The organism is Rhodanobacter sp. B05 (assembly GCF_002001085.1).
Classification (GTDB): Bacteria; Pseudomonadota; Gammaproteobacteria; order Xanthomonadales; family Rhodanobacteraceae; genus Rhodanobacter.
In genome coordinates, this window is record NZ_MUNU01000017.1 from 100,111 (window position 1) to 117,041 (window position 16,931).

General features: G+C 65.8%; 17 protein-coding genes. 6 read left to right on the plus strand and 11 right to left on the minus strand.

Features of this window, described 5'->3' with window-relative positions:
* The first annotated feature begins 15 nt into the window (after window positions 1-15).
* Complete coding sequence (locus B0E47_RS11785; RefSeq protein ID WP_077514463.1) at window positions 16-681, plus strand: hypothetical protein; 666 nt, start codon at window positions 16-18, stop codon at window positions 679-681.
* Between the two features lie 219 nt (window positions 682-900).
* On the opposite strand, the gene B0E47_RS11790 is transcribed toward B0E47_RS11785, so the two are convergent.
* The 3 genes from B0E47_RS11790 to dnaG form a co-directional block, all read right to left on the minus strand.
* Window positions 901-1,902 (minus strand): bile acid:sodium symporter family protein, encoded by a 1,002-nt coding sequence (locus tag B0E47_RS11790; protein ID WP_077514766.1) that lies wholly within the window; start codon window positions 1,900-1,902, stop codon window positions 901-903.
* Window positions 1,903-1,910: 8 nt separating this feature from the next.
* Window positions 1,911-2,531: a DedA family protein gene (locus B0E47_RS11795; protein WP_077514464.1), complete on the minus strand. Its 621-nt coding sequence runs from the start codon at window positions 2,529-2,531 to the stop codon at window positions 1,911-1,913.
* Between the two features lie 124 nt (window positions 2,532-2,655).
* Window positions 2,656-4,398 (minus strand): DNA primase, encoded by a 1,743-nt coding sequence (dnaG, locus tag B0E47_RS11800; RefSeq protein ID WP_077514465.1) that lies wholly within the window; start codon window positions 4,396-4,398, stop codon window positions 2,656-2,658.
* A gap of 85 nt (window positions 4,399-4,483) precedes the next feature.
* Here dnaG and B0E47_RS11805 point away from each other — a divergent pair, with 85 nt between their 5' ends.
* On the plus strand, window positions 4,484-5,116 hold the full coding sequence (locus B0E47_RS11805) for a GNAT family N-acetyltransferase (RefSeq protein ID WP_077514466.1): 633 nt from the start codon (window positions 4,484-4,486) through the stop codon (window positions 5,114-5,116).
* A gap of 1 nt (window position 5,117) precedes the next feature.
* Here B0E47_RS11805 and B0E47_RS11810 read toward each other — a convergent pair whose 3' ends face one another.
* Complete coding sequence (locus B0E47_RS11810) at window positions 5,118-5,564, minus strand: GatB/YqeY domain-containing protein (RefSeq protein WP_077514467.1); 447 nt, start codon at window positions 5,562-5,564, stop codon at window positions 5,118-5,120.
* Between the two features lie 196 nt (window positions 5,565-5,760).
* On the minus strand, window positions 5,761-5,976 hold the full coding sequence (gene rpsU / locus B0E47_RS11815) for a 30S ribosomal protein S21 (RefSeq protein ID WP_007081639.1): 216 nt from the start codon (window positions 5,974-5,976) through the stop codon (window positions 5,761-5,763).
* 101 nt (window positions 5,977-6,077) lie between these two features.
* Between rpsU and tsaD the strand changes: the two genes are divergently transcribed.
* Both tsaD and B0E47_RS11825 read left to right on the plus strand, forming a co-directional pair.
* Window positions 6,078-7,121, plus strand: coding sequence for a tRNA (adenosine(37)-N6)-threonylcarbamoyltransferase complex transferase subunit TsaD (gene tsaD, locus B0E47_RS11820; protein WP_077514767.1), 1,044 nt, complete (start codon window positions 6,078-6,080; stop codon window positions 7,119-7,121).
* A 52-nt stretch (window positions 7,122-7,173) separates the two neighbouring features.
* On the plus strand, window positions 7,174-7,881 hold the full coding sequence (locus B0E47_RS11825) for an MgtC/SapB family protein (RefSeq protein ID WP_077514468.1): 708 nt from the start codon (window positions 7,174-7,176) through the stop codon (window positions 7,879-7,881).
* 15 nt (window positions 7,882-7,896) lie between these two features.
* Here the strand turns inward: B0E47_RS11825 and B0E47_RS11830 are convergent, their stop codons facing one another.
* The 3 genes from B0E47_RS11830 to B0E47_RS11840 form a co-directional block, all read right to left on the minus strand.
* Window positions 7,897-8,616, minus strand: coding sequence for a pseudouridine synthase (locus B0E47_RS11830; RefSeq protein WP_077514469.1), 720 nt, complete (start codon window positions 8,614-8,616; stop codon window positions 7,897-7,899).
* Window positions 8,617-8,709: 93 nt separating this feature from the next.
* Window positions 8,710-9,483, minus strand: coding sequence for an ABC transporter permease (locus tag B0E47_RS11835; protein WP_077514470.1), 774 nt, complete (start codon window positions 9,481-9,483; stop codon window positions 8,710-8,712).
* Window positions 9,480-10,442, minus strand: a complete 963-nt coding sequence (locus B0E47_RS11840) for an ABC transporter ATP-binding protein (RefSeq protein ID WP_077514471.1) — start codon at window positions 10,440-10,442, stop codon at window positions 9,480-9,482. The genes B0E47_RS11835 and B0E47_RS11840 overlap by 4 nt, the downstream gene beginning before the upstream one ends.
* 91 nt (window positions 10,443-10,533) lie before the next feature.
* Between B0E47_RS11840 and B0E47_RS11845 the strand changes: the two genes are divergently transcribed.
* Window positions 10,534-11,280, plus strand: a complete 747-nt coding sequence (locus B0E47_RS11845) for an FAD-binding oxidoreductase (RefSeq protein ID WP_077514472.1) — start codon at window positions 10,534-10,536, stop codon at window positions 11,278-11,280.
* 500 nt (window positions 11,281-11,780) lie between these two features.
* Window positions 11,781-12,605, plus strand: a complete 825-nt coding sequence (locus B0E47_RS17270) for a spore coat U domain-containing protein (protein ID WP_254422913.1) — start codon at window positions 11,781-11,783, stop codon at window positions 12,603-12,605.
* Window positions 12,606-12,612: 7 nt separating this feature from the next.
* Here B0E47_RS17270 and B0E47_RS11855 read toward each other — a convergent pair whose 3' ends face one another.
* The 3 genes from B0E47_RS11855 to B0E47_RS11865 are packed head-to-tail and all read right to left on the minus strand — an operon-like array spanning window position 12,613 to window position 16,931.
* Window positions 12,613-13,584, minus strand: coding sequence for a spore coat U domain-containing protein (locus B0E47_RS11855; protein ID WP_077514473.1), 972 nt, complete (start codon window positions 13,582-13,584; stop codon window positions 12,613-12,615).
* Between the two features lie 9 nt (window positions 13,585-13,593).
* Complete coding sequence (locus tag B0E47_RS11860) at window positions 13,594-14,601, minus strand: spore coat U domain-containing protein (protein ID WP_077514474.1); 1,008 nt, start codon at window positions 14,599-14,601, stop codon at window positions 13,594-13,596.
* On the minus strand, window positions 14,598-16,931 hold the full coding sequence (locus tag B0E47_RS11865) for a fimbria/pilus outer membrane usher protein (RefSeq protein ID WP_254422914.1): 2,334 nt from the start codon (window positions 16,929-16,931) through the stop codon (window positions 14,598-14,600). Before B0E47_RS11865 ends, B0E47_RS11860 begins: the two co-directional genes overlap by 4 nt.

Below are 16,931 nucleotides of genomic sequence, written 5' to 3' on the forward strand. Positions count from 1 at the left end.
CATGGATTGCGGAATATGTACCGGGCCTGGTTGTTGGCAGCCTGCGCTTGGGTGGCCTGGTTCGGGCTGGTGCCGCGCACGGCGAACGCGGGCGGAAGTCTGCTGGTCGACGACGCCGGCACCGCGTCGGATGGTTACTGCCAGCTCGAATCCTGGCTGCGCATGCAAGGCAATGCCATCGGCAACACGGCCGCGCCTTCCTGCCGCCTCGGTAGCCTGGAATACGATCTCGCGGTCAGCGGTTATCTGCACGGTCCCGATGGCTTGAATCTACAGGCAGGCGTCAAGCGCACGCTACGCGATCCCGGCGAGGGTACGGCGGGCTTCGCGGTATCACTGGGTACCGACTGGCAGCGCCTGGGCGGTCGACTGGAAGGGGTCGACGCGAACTTCGTCGCCACCATCCCTCTCGGCGCGTCGTGGACGATGCATGCCAACCTCGGCGCCAAGGCGCAGCCCGGCAGGTCTTGGCAGGCCAGCGGAGGCGTGGGCTTCCAGGATGTCATGGACGCGCACTGGACAGGTCTGGGCGAATTCTATGCCGAAGTCGGTGGATATCGGGCCATGCAGGCCGGCCTGCGCCGGTGGTTCGGGAGCGCCATCAGCCTGGATCTGCTGACCGGCCGCGACCGTCGCGGCGGCTGGATGACAGTCGGGTTCAACTATGCGCCCGGCTCATGAGCGGGCCGGGACCGGTCGTCGCCGGTTCTCGGCTTGGCCACTGCGATCATCGTGCTTGGCGTACCGCCGGATACCCCGGTGAGCGCGAAGACCGGCATGATGGAAATGCCGCCGGTGCATTTCGCGTGGCTGGCATTGACCGTGCTCACCTACCGCGCGCTGACCCAACTGGTGATTTATATCCGCCGCTACGGGCGCTGGCTGCAGCACGGCCGCTCTTCAGTCCGCTTCGATGGAGTCACTGCCCGCGCCAGCCATGGCGGCCCCATCGGCGTAGCGCTGCGCTACCACCGCGCATACCATCAACTGCAACTGGTGGAAGATCATCAGCGGCAGCACCAGCGCGCCGAGGCCGCCGAGCTGGTCGGCGAACAGGATTTTCGCCATCGGGATGCCGCTGGCCATGCTTTTCTTGGAGCCGCAGAACACGATGGTGATCTCGTCGGCGCGCGAAAAGCCGCATCGACGCGCGACCCAGGTGATCGTCGGCATCGCCAGCGCCAGCAGCAGCGCGCATGCCGACAGAGTCGCCAGCAGCGCGGAGACCGGTGTGTCGCGCCAGAGCCCCTGCACCACCGCCGCACTGAACGCGGTGTACACCACCAGCAGGATCGTGCCCTGGTCGGTGAAGCCGAGCAGCGGCTTGCGCCGGTCGACGAAACCGCCGATCCAGGATCGAGCGAGGTGGCCGACGGTGAACGGCAGCAACAGCAGCAGCACGATGTCCAGCACGCCGTGCCAGGAGACGCCGCCGTGGCTTTCCAGCAGCAATCCGACCAGCAAGGGTGTCAGCACGATGCCGATCAGGTTCGACATCGAGGCGCTGACCACGGCAGCCGGCACGTTGCCGCCCGCGATCGAGGTGAATGCGATCGACGACTGCACGGTCGACGGCAGCAGGCAGACGAACAGCACACCCGTGGTCAGGTCCGGGGTCAGCAACATGTGGCCGAGGGGTCGCAGCAGCAGCCCAAGCAGCGGGAACAGCACGAAGGTGCTGGCGAACACGGTCAGGTGCAGCCGCCAGTGCGTCATGCCCTGCACGATTGCGTGGCGCGGAAGCTTCGCGCCATGCAGGAAGAACAGCAGCGCGATCGCGGCGTCGGTGATCACGTCGAAGATCCGCGCCGCCTCGCCCCGGCAGGGCAGCAACGAGGCCAGCACGACGGTACCGAGCAGGGCCAGCGTGAAGTTGTCCGGGCGGAACCGGCGCCGCGGCATGCGCAAGCTCAATCCTGCGCGCAGTCCGAGCGACGACGGTGCCGCCACCAGGAAATCAGCAGGATCAGCAGCAGGATGCCCACCAGGATCCACAGGCTGGCCTGGCCGCGGCGCACCCAGGTCGCCAGCCACTCGTGGTTGTCCGCGCCGAGATAGCCCAGGTAGACCCAGAACGGCACGCTGATCAGCGCGGCCGTGCCATCGAGCAGCAGGAAACGCAGGAACGAGACCCGGTGAGTCATGCCGGCGGTCAGGTAGATCGTGGTGCGCATGCCCGGCAGGAAGCGTGCGATGAACAGCACGCGATTGCCGTAACGATGGAACTTTTCCTGCACCTTGGCGTAGCGGGCAGGCGTAAGGATGCGGGCCACGAAGCGCCACTGCAGGATGCGCGAGCCGTAATGATGGCCGAGCAGGAAGATCGCGCAATCGCCCAGCAACACACCAAACATCGCCAGCGCGAACATCGCATGCACATTGGCGTAACCGAGCCCGGCGATCACGCCGCCGGCGACCAGGGTGATGTCCTCGGGCAAGGGCAGCCCGGCACCGCAGATCATAAGCGCGATGAACACCGCCACGTAGCCGTTCTCGGCGAAGATCGTGACCAGATGCTGCAGCAGATCCATTACTTTTCTTGCGCTTCTCGTCGGGCCCGTGCGGGCGCAAGGGCCGATGATCCCACAGACACGCCGCGGCTACCGCATCCCGGGCGTCGGTCGGGCGAAATCGGTGCAGGCGTATGGCTGGCCCTCATGTTCTGCCCGGCATGCCCGCCGGCTGCGCGCGCGCGGCCAGCAGTTCGCGCAGTTCGGATTTCTCCGCGCTGTCCAGTGCGCCCTCGCGGCTTTTCGCGGTCAGCGCATCGCGGCGCTGGGTGATGGCTTGATCCTCCATCCGCTGCAAGGCATCAAAGAATTCGGCGGCCTGCGCCTCGGGTTCTCCGACCGCCGCGGCGGCCATCAATTTCTGCAGCGAGGGGTATTCCGTGCGTTCGGCGAAATGCTCGACCAGCATGGCCGGATTGATGCCGGGCCGGGCGCGTGCCAGATCCAGCAATTCGGCCAGCAGCTCCACCCCGGGTTTGTCCAGGCGCAGGAAGCGGTAGGGCTTCTCGACCTGATCGGCCAGCCCCGGCTGAGCCAGCAGCAGCGAGATCGCGCTGCGCACCAGGCTGCGCTGCACCGCCGTGGGGCGCTGCACGGCGCGATGGCTGGTCGGGTCGGCCTGCAGCATCGCACGGGCGCCGCTGCGCTTTTCCAGCTCCTGCGCCATCAGGTCGCGGAATGCGCCGTCGGGCAGCTTCGCGAGCAGCGGGCGGGCACGTTCGGCCAGTCGCGCGCGGCCATCGAGGCTGGCCATGTCGACATCGTGCGACAACTCGTTGAAGAAGTAGTCCGACAACGGCATCGCCTGCTTGATGCGCTGCTCGAAGCCGTCCTTGCCCTCCTTGCGCACCAGCGAATCCGGGTCCTCGCCGTCGGGCAGAAACAGGAAGTACGCCTGGCGGCCGTCGCGCAACCGTGGCAGCGCCGATTCCAGCGCCTTCCACGCCGCTGCGCGACCGGCGCGGTCGCCGTCGAAGCAGAACACCACGTCGGGTGCCGCGCGGAACAGTACCTCGGTGTGCTCCGGCGTGGTCGCCGTACCCAGCGTGGCCACCGCGATCGGCAACCCGGCCTGGTGCAGCGCGATCACGTCCATGTAACCCTCGACCACCACGATCCGCAGCAGGTTCGCGTTGGCCTGCTTCACCTGCCACAGCGCGAACAGCTCGCGACCCTTGTGGAACAGCGGGGTCTCGGGCGAGTTCAGATACTTCGGCGATTGCTCCGAGCTCAGCACCCGGCCACCGAACGCGATCACGCGGCCGCGGCGGTCCAGGATCGGGAACATCAGCCTTTCGCGGAACCGGTCGTACTTGTTGCCCTTCTCGTTGCTGGCGACCATGCCCGCCTCGTTCAGCAGCTCCATCCGGCGCGGCGTGTTGCCCAGCGATTTGATCACGCCGTCGTAGCCGGCCGGAGCCCAGCCGAGGCGGAAGCGCTTGATCGTCTCCGCGTCCAGTCCGCGTTTCTTGCAATACGCCTGCGCGTCGGCGTGGCGCGGCAACTCGCCCTCGTACCAGCCGGCGGCGGAATCCAGCAAGGCATACAGGTCGGTCTTGTCCTCGCGCGGCACCGCCTCGCGACCGCCCTCGCGCGGCACCGTCAGGCCCACCGTCTGCGCCAGCTCCTCGACCGCATCGGGGAACTCCAGCCGGTCGTAATCCATCAGGAACTTGATCACGCTGCCGTGCACGCCGCAGCCGAAGCAGTGGAAGAATTGCTTGGCCGGGCTGACGTAGAACGACGGCGAACGCTCGTTGTGAAACGGGCAGCACGCCGTCCACTCGCGCCCGGCCTTCTTCAGCGGCACCCGCCGCTCGATCACGTCGACGATGTCGACGCGGGCAAGCAGTTCATCGATGAAGCTGTCGGGGATCAGGCCGCGCATAAGCGGTCTAGTTTAGTCGGTTGCCGACGATGAGGTTCGGCCGGATTGCGTTAACCTCGGACGGAATACCACAGGGGAGTGTTCGATGACGCAGGCTGGATTGACCTTTCGCCCGGCCGTGGCGGCCGACGTGGCGCCTGCGGTGCCGCTGATCCACAGTTCTGGCCCGGCCGCGTTTGACTATGTGTTCGCGGTGCCCGGCGTAGGCGATGCGCAAGCCTTTCTGCGCCATGCCTTTGTGGATGGCGCCGGCGAATTCGGCTGGCGCAACCATGTGGTGGGCGTGCTCGACGGCGCGGTGGTGGCGGCCGGGGCGGGGTTTGGCGGTGCCACGAAATGGTCGTTCACGTTGGCGGCGGCGCGGCAGATCCTCGGCCATTACGGCTGGCGCCATGCGGCCGGGGTGATCGTGCGCGGGCTGCGGGTGGAGGCAGTGATCCCGCCGCCGACCGGCGCCATGTATTACCTGGGGCATCTGGGCGTGAGCGAGTCGTTGCGCGGGCAGGGCGCCGGTACGGCCCTCGTCGCGCATCTGCTGGCGGCGCAGCCGGTCGGCGCCGGTCCGGTGGTACTGGATGTGGCGGCGACCAATCCGGCCGCCCAGCGGTTGTATGAGCGACTGGGCTTTGCGGTCGTCGTCGAGCGTCGCTCGACGCTGGCCAATGCGCAGGGGCGAGTGCCGGATCAGCGGCGCATGCAGCGGCAGACGCCGGCCTGATTCAGCCGGCGAGGCGCGTCTTGATCTTGCCGGACACCACGGCCATGTCGGCGCGGCCGGCGGCCTTGGCTTTCACGGCGGCGACCACCTTGCCCATGTCGCGCGGTGCGCTGGCGCCGGTTTCGGCGATGGCGGCAGTGACCAATGCGTCGATTTCGGCCTCGTCCAGCTTGCTCGGCAGGTAAGCCTCGATCACCACCATTTCCGCGCGCTCGATCGCCGACAGGTCGTCGCGGCCGGCGGCGTCGAACTGGCTGACCGAATCGCGTCGCTGCTTGAGCATTTTCTCCAGCGTGGCCAGCACCTGCACGTCGTCCAGTTCGATCCGCTCGTCCACCTCGCGCTGCTTGAGCGCGGCCAGCATCAGCCGGATCACGCCCAGCCGGTGCTTGTCGCCGCTGCGCATGGCGGTCTTCATGTCTTCGGTGATTTGTTGCTTGAGGGTCATGGCGATGGCCTTGGCGGAAGGGTGGACAAAGCGGCGCGGCGAAAACGACAAAGCCGGCGTTGTCACTCGGGACAACACCGGCCAGGTCGTATCGGCTGTGCTTGCGGCGGCTGCGAGTACCCGCGCCGGCCGGTTTCCTTGATGCGTGGCGCCAAGGCGCCGCTGGTCCACCGCCGAGGCGGCGGATCGGGGAAACTCAGTACAGGCGGACTTTGCGCGAGACGTCACGCGACAGGCGACGCAGGTGACGCTTCACCGCGGCGGCGCGCTTGCGCTTGCGCTCCTGGGTCGGCTTTTCGTAGAACTCGCGCTTGCGCGTTTCGGCCAGCACGCCGGCCTTTTCGCAGGTACGCTTGAAACGACGCAGTGCGATCTCGAACGGCTCGTTCTCGCGAACTTTTACGTTGGGCATGGAAACTCCGGGTGGTAATCTGCCTGCTCTTGCAGGACAGTGGAATATGGTGAGCCGCGAATTATACCGTGGATAACAGAGAATTTTCAAAGCCCGGCATGATGAAGCCGGTGACCGGCGTGGTGCTGGGCATCGAGACCTCCTGCGACGAGACCGGGGTGGCCCTGCTGCGCTGGGAGCCGGAGGCGCCGGGGCGCGGCCTGCTGGCGCACACGCTGTACAGCCAGATCAAGCTGCATGCCGATTACGGCGGGGTGGTGCCGGAACTGGCCAGCCGCGACCATGTGCGCAAGCTGCTGCCGCTGATCCGCGAGGCGCTGGCCCAGGCCGGGCTGACGGTGAAGGATCTGGGCGGGGTAGCCTATACCGCCGGTCCCGGACTGGTCGGCGCGTTGCTGGTCGGGGCTTCGGCCGGCCGCGCGCTGGCGTGGGCGCTGGGCGTGCCGGCGATCGGGGTGCACCACATGGAGGGCCACCTGCTGGCCCCCTTGCTGGAAGAAAACCCGCCCGAACCGCCGTTCGTGGCCTTGCTGGTGTCCGGCGGCCACTCGATGCTGGTCGAGGTGAAGGCGATTGGCCAGTACACGATCCTGGGCGACACCCTGGACGATGCCGCCGGCGAGGCATTCGACAAGACCGCCAAGCTGATGGGTTTGCCGTACCCCGGTGGTCCCGCGCTGGCAAAGCTGGCCGAGCAGGGCCGTCCCGGCGCGTTCCGCTTCTCGCGGCCAATGACCGACCGGCCCGGCCTCGATTTCAGCTTTTCCGGGCTGAAGACCCAGGTGCTGCTGGCCTGGCAGAAGTCGGACCAGAGCGAGCAGACCCGTGCCGACGTCGCCCGCGCGTTCGAGGAGGCGATCGTCGATACGCTGATCATCAAGTGCCGCCGCGCGCTGGAAGCCAGCGGTGCGCGCCGGCTGGTGATCGCCGGCGGCGTGGGTGCGAACCGGCACCTGCGCAGCGAGCTGGCCAGAGCCGGGGAGAACGATGGCTTCCAGGTGTATTTCCCGCGACTGGATTTCTGCACCGACAACGGCGCGATGATCGCGCTGGCCGGCGCAATCCGCCTGGCCAGCGGCCAGCACCAGGACGAAACCGTGCAGGTGCGACCGCGCTGGGATCTGCAGACGCTGCCGGCAGCGTGATGCGGCCGGTTGCTAGCATGGCTGGAAACGTCAGGCAGCTTGGTGTTCCCGCATGATCCAGCCGCATGAAATCCTGATCCGACTGCTGCTGGCGGCCGTGCTGGGCGCCGTGATCGGCGTCAATCGCGGCCGGCTCGAATGGGCGGCCGGCTTGCGCACGCACATGCTGGTGAGCGTGGGCGCCGCGCTGGCGATGATCGTCTCGGCGTTCGGTTTCGCCGACGTGTTGCACCGGCCGGACATCGTGCTTGATCCCTCGCGTATCGCGGCCCAGGTGATCAGCGGTGTCGGCTTTCTCGGTGCGGGCACGATCCTGTTCCTGCAGCGTGAACAGGTGATCCGCGGGCTGACCACGGCGGCGGGTCTGTGGGCAGTTTCGGCGATTGGCCTGGCCGCCGGCAGCGGCATGTTCTTCGCCGCAATCATCGCCACCGCGGTGATCTGGGTGATCCTGGCCCTGCTCAAGCCGATCGAGCGACGTTTCATCCAGACGCGCAACCGCCGGCCCCGGGCGACCGCGCGTCTCGGTGGCGCGCCTGCGCTGGCGGCGGTCGAGGAGGTGCTTTCGCGCCATCATCTGGCGACGTTCAAGATCATCGTGCGTCGCCACGAAAGCGGGGATGACGTCGTCGACATCCTGTTCGAACGATCGGTGCGCGCGGAACAACTGGCGGCGCTGGTGGACGACATGCGTCGGATCGAAGGGTTGCGTTCCGTGTCCTATGGCGTGCCGGGTGAGGCGGCTTCGCCACCGGCTTGAGCATCGTCGCTTACCTCACCACTGGGTGCGTCCGGGCAGCAGGCCCTTCAGTTCCGCTTCGGTGAGGTTGCGCCACTGGCCGAGCTTCAGATGGGCCAGTTTCACGTTGTCGATGCGCACGCGGCGCAGCTGGGTGACGCGGTAACCGAACGCAGCGGCCATCAGCCGGATCTGCCGGTTCAGGCCCTGGGTGAGCACGATCGAGAAGCCGAATTTCGCGATGCGGCGGGTGCGGCAGGGTTTCGTCATCTGGTTGTGGATGCGCACGCCCTTGCTCATGCCGACGAGAAATTCGTCGGTGACGGCCTTGTTCACGCCGACCAGGTATTCCTTTTCATGGTGGTTCTCCGCGCGCAGGATCTCGTTGACGATGTCGCCGTTGCTGGTCAGCAGGATCAGCCCTTCGGAATCCTTGTCCAACCGGCCGATCGGAAAAATCCGCTGCGGATGGTCGATGAAATCCACGATGTTGCCGGCCACGCTCTGGTCGGTGGTGCAGGTGACGCCGACCGGCTTGTTCAGCGCGATGTAGATCGCCTTCTTCGCCCCCGGCGTGGCGGCGAGGACGCGCGCCTTGACGATCTCGCCATCCACGCGCACCTCGTCGCCTTCCAGCGCCTTGGCGCCGGTGGAGACGACTGCGCCGTTGATGCTGACGCGGCCGGCGAGCAGCAGCTCGTCTGCCTCGCGACGCGAGCACAGGCCGGCTTCGCTGATGTATTTGTTGACGCGCATAAGGCAGGAGTGAGTGGAGAGGAGTGAGAAGTGAGAGGTGGGGAATGTGGCGGGTGGTGGCTTTCACTCACTCCTCCTCCCTCACTCCTGCTTTCAGGATCTGAGGCCGACGCCGCGCCTGAGCAACTGGATGGCCGCTACCGCCAGCGCCGCGATGAACACCAGCATCACCACGAACGCCCAGCCCACCGACACGTCGCTGATGCCCAGGATGCCATAGCGGAACGCATTGACCATGTACAGGATCGGGTTGATCCGCGAGAGCGCCTGCCATGGTTCGCCCAGCATCTTGATCGAGTAGAACACGCCGCCGAGGTAGGTCAGCGGGGTGATCACGAAGGTCGGCACCAGCGCGATGTCGTCGAACTTGCTGGCGAACACCGCATTGATGAAGCCGGCCAGCGCGAAAATCACCGCGCCGAAGGTGACCGCCGCCAGTGCAATGAACGGATGCGCCACGTGCAGCGAGGTGAAGAACAGCGCTACCAGCAGCACCAGCGCCCCGACCACCAGGCCGCGCGCCACCGCGCCGATCACGTAGCCGGAGAGGATCGCCCAGTTCGCCATCGGCGACACCAGCATCTCCTCCACCGAGCGCTGGAACTTCGCGCCGTAGAATGAACTGGAAATGTTCATGTAGCTGTTGTTGATGATGCTCATCATCACCAGCCCCGGCACGATGTACTGCATGTAGGGGAAGCCTTCGATGGTGCCGATGCGGCCGCCGATCAGCTTGCCGAAGATCACGAAATACAGCGTCATCGTGATGATGGGCGGGATCAGCGTCTGCGTCCAGATGCGGATGATCCGCACCACTTCGCGGCGCGCGACGGTGTACAGCGCGACGAGGTTGATCGAGGCATTCATGCCGCTTTCTCCTCCGGCCCTTTTCGACCATGCTCGACCAGTCGCACGAACAGTTCTTCCAGCCGATTGGTCTTGGTGCGCATCGAGTTCACCGTGATGCCGCTGCCGGTGAGCGCGGCGAACAGCGAATTGAGATCCTGCGAGCGCGCCATTTCAGCCTCCAGCGTACGGTCGTCGACGCGGCGGAAGGCAATGCCGTTCAACTGGGGCAGTTCGCCCGGCGCTTCATTGACGTCGAGCACGAAGGTTTCCACGTCCAGCGTCGCCAGCAGGCGCTTCATGCTGGTGTTCTCGATGATGTTGCCGTGGTCGATGATGGCGATGTTGCGGCACAACGACTCGGCCTCCTCCAGGTAGTGCGTGGTCAGGATCACCGTGGTGCCGGCCGCATTGATGCCGCTGACGAAGTGCCACATGGAACGGCGGATCTCGATGTCCACGCCGGCGGTCGGCTCGTCCAGGATCAGCAGCTTCGGCTCGTTCATCATCGCGCGGGCGATCATCAAACGCCGCTTCATGCCACCGGACATCTCGCGCGCCTGGTGGAACGCCTTGTCCCACAGACGCAGTTCCTTCAGGTATTTCTCGGCGCGCTCGGCCGCCAGCTTGCGCGGAATGCCGTAGAAACCGGCCTCGTTGACGCAGATGTCGAACGGCTTCTCGAACTGGTTGAAGTTGATCTCCTGCGGCACCAGGCCGATCAGTTTCATCGCCTCGCTGCGCTGCCGGTTGACCGACACGCCGAACACCTGCGCATCGCCGCCGGTGGAGTTCACCAGCGAGGACAGGATGCCGATCAGGGTGGACTTGCCGGCGCCGTTGGGCCCGAGCAGGGCGAAGAAGTCACCCGGCTGCACGGTCAGGCTGACGCCCTTGAGCGCCTCGACGCCGTTGCGGTAGGTCTTGCGCAGGTTGTCGACGACCAGCGCGGGGGGTGAATCGGTGTGCGGTGCGGACATGGGCTGCGCCAGGAGGGTCAAGCCGCTTATTATACGGGGCTTACCCTTGCCGTCCGGGCCCGCCCGACGCACACACTGTTCCGGGAACCCCATGGCCGACCACTTCCAGCTCCGCCTCGCCGACAGCGTCATGCTCGCCCCGGCGGTACGCCATCTCGTGTTCGAACGTGTCGACGGCCAGCCGCTGGCGTTCCAGCCGGGCCAGTTCCTGCAGGTGCACTTCCACTACGACGACGGTGCGGCCACCAAGCGCAGCTATTCGGTGGCCACCGTCGGCGACGGCAGCTCGCCGGTGCAACGCATCGAGATCGCGGTGAGCTACGTGGAGGGAGGCGCGGCGACGAAATTGCTGGGCGAACTGCCCCACGGTGGCACCATCGACGCCAGCGGCCCCTACGGCCGCTTCTGCCTGCAGGCCACCGATACCCACCCGCGCTACCTGCTGCTGGCCACCGGCACTGGCGTCACCCCGTATCGCGCGATGCTGCCGCAGATCGAAAAGCTGCTGGCCGCCGGCGATCGCGAGGTGGTGCTGCTATATGGCGCGCGCAACGAAGCCGAGTTGCTCTACGGCGAGGAGTTCGAGGCGTTCGCGCACGCCCATCCCGGCTTCATCTTCCACGGTTGCCTGAGCCGGCAGACGCGTGCGGTGCCACGCTCCACCGACCGCAGCGGCCACGTGCAGAACGTGCTGGCCGAACTCGGCCCCGAGCCCGCGCGCGACATCGCCTACCTGTGCGGCAATCCGAACATGGTCGACGCGGCGTTCAATGCGCTGAAGGAGTCCGGTCTGCCGGTGTCGCAGATAAGGCGCGAGAAGTACATCTCGTCGCGGTAGGCGCGACCTGAATACGAGTGCAAGCGAGCGCGCAAAGATCGCGTCGTCGCGATCAAAGCGGTGGCGCACAAGCTCGCTTGCCTGCTACCACATGCCACACGAAGGCACGACGTTCGATCCGACGCGCGCCTTCGGCTGATCACGCTGGCGGTCGCAGGCCGGAAGCGGGGCTTGGCTTCGAGCCAGTGACTCTGGAAGGTCGCGACCGTTGGCACTCGTGTTGAACGCAGGACCGCATGCGGACCGAGCTATCAAGAGGCGGGCTTCAAGCCCGGACTCTGTGCGACGCATGACGCGCACCTGGACGGGATCCGCGATGACCGATGAGTGTTTGGCAAGCGGCAAGGGCCGCTGATGCGGCCCTTGCCAGAACGGTGACTGGTGCGATCTTGGCGTTGCATGAAACACAACGGCTGGTGGTCGGGAACCAGGCGGGAAACTGCTCTTCGGCATGATCGGGGAACGGCAACTGCGCGCCTATTGACCCGGGCGGCGAAATAGTGACCCCGTTCGTCTCCTCGCATGATGCGCGGCTCATCCAGGAATGTGATTCGGTAGGCGTTTTTTATGTGTTCGTGCGCACATTATTGGGCCACGAGACATCAAATATCCGAACCCCTGTCCTAAAGACTTCCCTAAAGACTTCGCTATCTGGTGCCGACATCACTCGGGATGCCCTGCCATGGGAGTGGGATGCGGAGGTTATTGGTATGACGTTGGCGACCGATTTTCTGCCAGTGGGTGGTTTCGCCGTCGAAACGGGCCGCAATCCGCGGCTGGCAGCGGCGAGCCGATATCCGATGAGGCGCGTCACCGAGTCCGTGTGCGAGCCCCCGCCAGCTAAGGCGGGGGGGCAGCGGATTCGACGATCAATGCCGGTGCGGTTGCTGCAAGGCATACTTTTGCTGGGCCTCTGCCTGCCTGCCTTGATCGTCGCGAAAGAAACCACCGGTGTTCTGCAGATTTCCCTGCGGGTCGTGGCCTCCTGCACGGTGCAAACCCGGCCGTTGGTCTTCGCCACCTACACGGCCGGAGGCTCGGCCACGGGCACCGCCACGCCGGGAGTCATTGACGTGAGCTGCACCCGAGGCATCCCGGTGGCCGTCTATCTCGACGGTGACCGCACGCTGGCGGGGCCGGCTGGCGCAAGGGTGGCGTATACCGTGCAGGCCAACGGGCGGGCGTGGCCGGCTGGTGCATCGATCGCGGTATCCGGCCAAGGGGCGCAGCCCATTCGTCTACAGCTCTCCGGCAACGTGCCCGCGGGGCAGAACGTGATGCCCGGTGATTATGCCGATGCGGCCGTGGTGCGGGTCGTCTACTGAGCGTTGTTCAGTAGTTCACATTGATCTGAACGGTGTCCGCGTACCTGTCCGGCGTGACATCGGTGCTGCTGGTGGTTTGGGCATAGACGGTCAGCGGCTGCGCGTTGCCGTTGCCGGTACCATGCACGCCATTGCCAGTGACGGTGCGCGTGGCGGTGCTGCCCCAAGCCGTGCTCAAGGCCGGATCCTGGTAGAGCTGGTACTGCACAATGTCCGTACCGCCGCTGGTTCCCTTCATGATGCCCATGCCACTGGTGTCGCCGTCGGAAGGCAGCAGACCCACGTTGTAGGGAGTCTTGTTCGGGCAGGTCACGGCGATGTTGTCGCTGCCGCTGACGGTAGGCGTGCCAGCCGCCACACCGCCCGCGCTGCCGAAGATCAGATTGGGCCCCGCACTGACCACGCAGGCATTGCCCAGTTGGGCTTGGACGCTGAGAGTGAAACTGGTGAACCGATAACCTGGCTCGGCGCCGCAACTGGATCCGGCGAGGTAGCCGAGCTTGGTGGGGCGGAAGTTCGATCGATAGGTTCCCGCTACCGCGCTGATCTGATTGCCGGGAATGTGGCCGTAGTAGGGGATGGTGCCGGTCAGCGTGGCGCGTGCCGCTACCGATAGCGGTACTGATAACGGGTGGGTCGCATCCCAGGTGTCGCTGGACAGTGGATCGGCAGAGAGGTTGAAGTCGAGGGTGCTGGCGCTTGGGCCCAGCAACACGGGTTGATTAGGCGTGCCCGGCGCGCTCGGCGTGCCGATCGCCACGCACAGCGTGAAGGCGACCGTGGCGGCAGCGGTATTCTGGCAGCGGTAGCCGATGGAGCCGTTGTCGGATGCACCGGAAGTGGTGCTGACCTTGATGGTACCGAAGTTGAGGGTGGGGTGGGTGGCCGTGCAACTCACCTGCGCGCGCGCGGTTCCCGGCATCAGCAGGGCGCCGGCGAGCAGCAGCAACAACAGGAAGGGCAGTCGGAAAACGGTCACGGTGGCGCCTCAATAGTTCACGTTGACCTGGACCGTGTCCGAATAGGTGTCGGGTGTGACATCGGTGGTCGTGGTGGTCTTGGCGTAGACAGTCAGGGACTGCGCCGAACCGGTACCACTGCCGGCCACGCCGTTACCCGTGCTGCCCACGGCAGCCGTGTTGCCCCAGACCTGGGTCAGGCCCGAATTCGAGTAGAGCTGGTACTGCACCGTGTTCGTGTTGCTGCCGGTACCTTTCATGGTGCCAAGCCCGGTTGTGCTGGTCACGTTCAGCGGCGCCAGGCCGACCGTGTAAGGCGTGCTGACGGTGCAGGTGACGCTCAGCGTGGTATTGCCAGGGGCGGTGGCCGTGCCGGCGGCGACGGCATTGAAGGTGAGGTCGTTGGCCGCCACTGTGCAGTTCTTCTGTACCGTGGCGGAGACCAGGAACGGGAAAAACACGTTGGCATTGGTGCCGCCGCAGCTGCCCGGGGCCGTGCTGCCCTGGACATCGTTGACCGTGACCGCCGTGTCGCCGTTCTGGTAGCTGTCGGTATAGCTGCCTGCCGCTGCCGTGGTCTGTCCGCTGAGCACCTGGGCGTACAGCGTGGCTTGTGCATTGTTTGTGGATGCGTCCTTGGCGAGCGTGAGATTCACCGCGAGGGGCGTAAGGAAGGAGCCGAAATACTGGCTGCCCCAGACCTGGGTGTAGCTGGGATCCTGGTAGAGCTGGAAGTTCAGCTTGTTGGTGCCGCTGCTCATCTGGCGCGGATTGGTCTGTGCTCCCCCGGGCTCGCCGATGCTGAAGCAGATCGTGGCCGAATGGGTATTGTTCTTGTCGGAGTTGTTGCACAAATAGGTCAGGGTGGCCGTGGTCGTGCTGAGGCTCGACAACGCGTTCACCGTGCCGAAGCTCACCGCACTCATGTTGGCCGAGGTGCAGCTGATGCCGCCGGCGGCACGTGCAGGCGCAACGTGGAGCAGACCGCCCACGGCCAGCAACAGGACGGCAAGAAAGCGCAGCAGCGACTTGTTCATGGCTTCACCTTGCGGCAGCTCAGCGGCCCGATCTGCGGGATGCCGCCGCTTTGCTTACGGTAGTCGAAATTCGCATGGCAGGCGCCGGTCGGCGTCGTCACGTCCAGCTCATTGTGCGTATCCAACGTATCCAGATAGACCGCGCCGTCGAAACCGACCAGGGCGGGTTCACCGGCATGTCCGTGCAGTTGCACCGAGCTGCCCACCGGCAACGGTTTGCCGGCCTCGTCCATCAGGATAACGGAGGCGGCACGGACGGGCACGATGCCGAACTTCACCAGCGTGCCGGCACGATCGGTGGGCGTGGCGTCCATGTTCACGCGGTCGATGCGCGTGTCGGCCGGCAGGCTCATCGGGTCGATGCTGAGCTTGTTGTTCTGGTAGGCGTTGAGCGGGGTCACCAGCAGCATGCCCTTGCTGTCGGTGGTGCCGATCGGATTGTTCTGCAGGCTTACCGGCACGCCGGCTACACCCTCGGTGGAAACCACGGCGAAACCCGTGTTGATCTGCCGTGCCGCGAAAAGGTCGCCGCCCATCAGCACCAGCGAACCCATGGCGCCGCCATAACCGTAGCGGGTGCCACCGATATCGTAGCCGCCCGCCTGCACCTGGCCGTAGCGGCCCAGATAGTCCAGTTCGCCCTGGCCACCGTTCTGCCCGTCGCCCTGGCTCAGCGATGCACGCCAGCCCAGGCCGCCCTGGCTGGGCAGCGACTGCGTGGCGTTCAGCGCCAGGCCGGTGCGGCCGTTCTCGCGTTGCAGGCTGCCGCTGACCGAGATGTTGTGGTCAAGCGCCAGCGTGATGATGGCGAAGGCGGTGCGGTTGCGCGAGTTGTCCAGATCCTGGTTGACGCTGAGGTTCAGCATGGCCCAGCGGCCCAGCGACTTGTACCAGTAGGCGCTGCCGTACCGTTGCGCGGCCTGCTGCGGGATGGCCAGCTTGATGTAGCTGACGCCGAAATTGCCGACGCGGTTGAAGTTGTAGCTGAGGTAACCCTGCGTGCTGATGCGTGGCATGACCGAGCCGTACAGCGTGCCCAGATCGCGGTAATCGCCATGGGTGCGGGTGCTGTTGAAGCCGGCATTGAAGCGCTCATTGCTCCAGTTGTAGCCCAGGCTGTACTGCTCGCCACTTTGACCGTGGTATGCACTGCGAGCAAGCGAGGCAGACAGCACGCCGCCACGCTCGCCGAGCAGCCAGATGCCGCCCACGCCGGCGTCACTCAACCCGGAGGTGAGTTCGGCATGCGCTTCGGCGGTGAAATTGTTGCTGACGCCGTAACGCCAGGTGCCGCTGCCCACCGCGTCGTTGCCGTAGTCGAACGAATCCACGCCGTAGTTCTCGCGCACCTTGCCGAGTTCCACGGACCAGTCAGACAGGCCTTTGCGCAGTAACTGGTTCTCGCCATACAGCGAGAAGTTGAGCGTGGTGGTCTGGCCCAGCGCGTTGGTAAGCACCACCTGGGCGTTGCCCGCACCGTTGATGTTGGGAATGGTGCTGAGCTGAAACGGGCCGGTGGGCACCTGGCCGCTGTACTGGCGCAGGCCGTTGACGTAGAGATCGATGGACGAGGGCATCGTCGCCGAGCCGATGAAGGCAGGCAGCGGCGCGGTGACCAGATAGGGTTGCAGGCCGAAGTTGGTGCCGAACTGCACGCCGCCGATGCGCGTGGAGCGCGACCAGCTCAGGGCGTCGGTGAGGGTGTCGCCGAAGCGCAGGGTCAGCAGGTGCTGGGGAAACGACATGCTCCAGTTGGTATCCAGGCGCACCGAGCGGCTTTGCGAGGTGCCGTCGTCGGCGTGGTTGTCCTGCGTGAGCGAAGTGGTGCTGAACACGCCGGCGGCATTGAACGCGCGCAATTCGGCGAAGGCGCTGAGGCTGCTGGTGCCGTGCGTGCCGTAGGTGCCGTAGAGGTTGTAGTTCAGCAGCGCGCCGGGCGAGACGCTGGGTGTCGGCCGCTGGTTGGCGGCGGTGGAAAGCATCGTGGTGCCCAGCTTCAGCAGCTGCAGCGGTGCGGTGAGGTTCAGGGTCTGCTGGCTGGCGTCGTAGCTCGCCTTCAGGCCTTGCAGGCTGTCCAGCCGCGCCGGATCGGCGCTGCCCGCGGGCAGGGCGAAGCCGAGCTCGTGCAAGGTCGCCTGACTGGCCCACAGCTGACCGTCGCGATAACCGAAATGGGCGAGACCGATATGGGTGCCGTTGAGGGTCACGTCGAGGTAGAGGTCGCTGATGCCCGGGATGGGCGAGTGGCCATTGCCATCGGCGAGCAAGGCCGGGAGCGCGGCATCCGGGTTCATCGCGGCGTGACCGGCAGGGATCAGCAGACCCTGCAA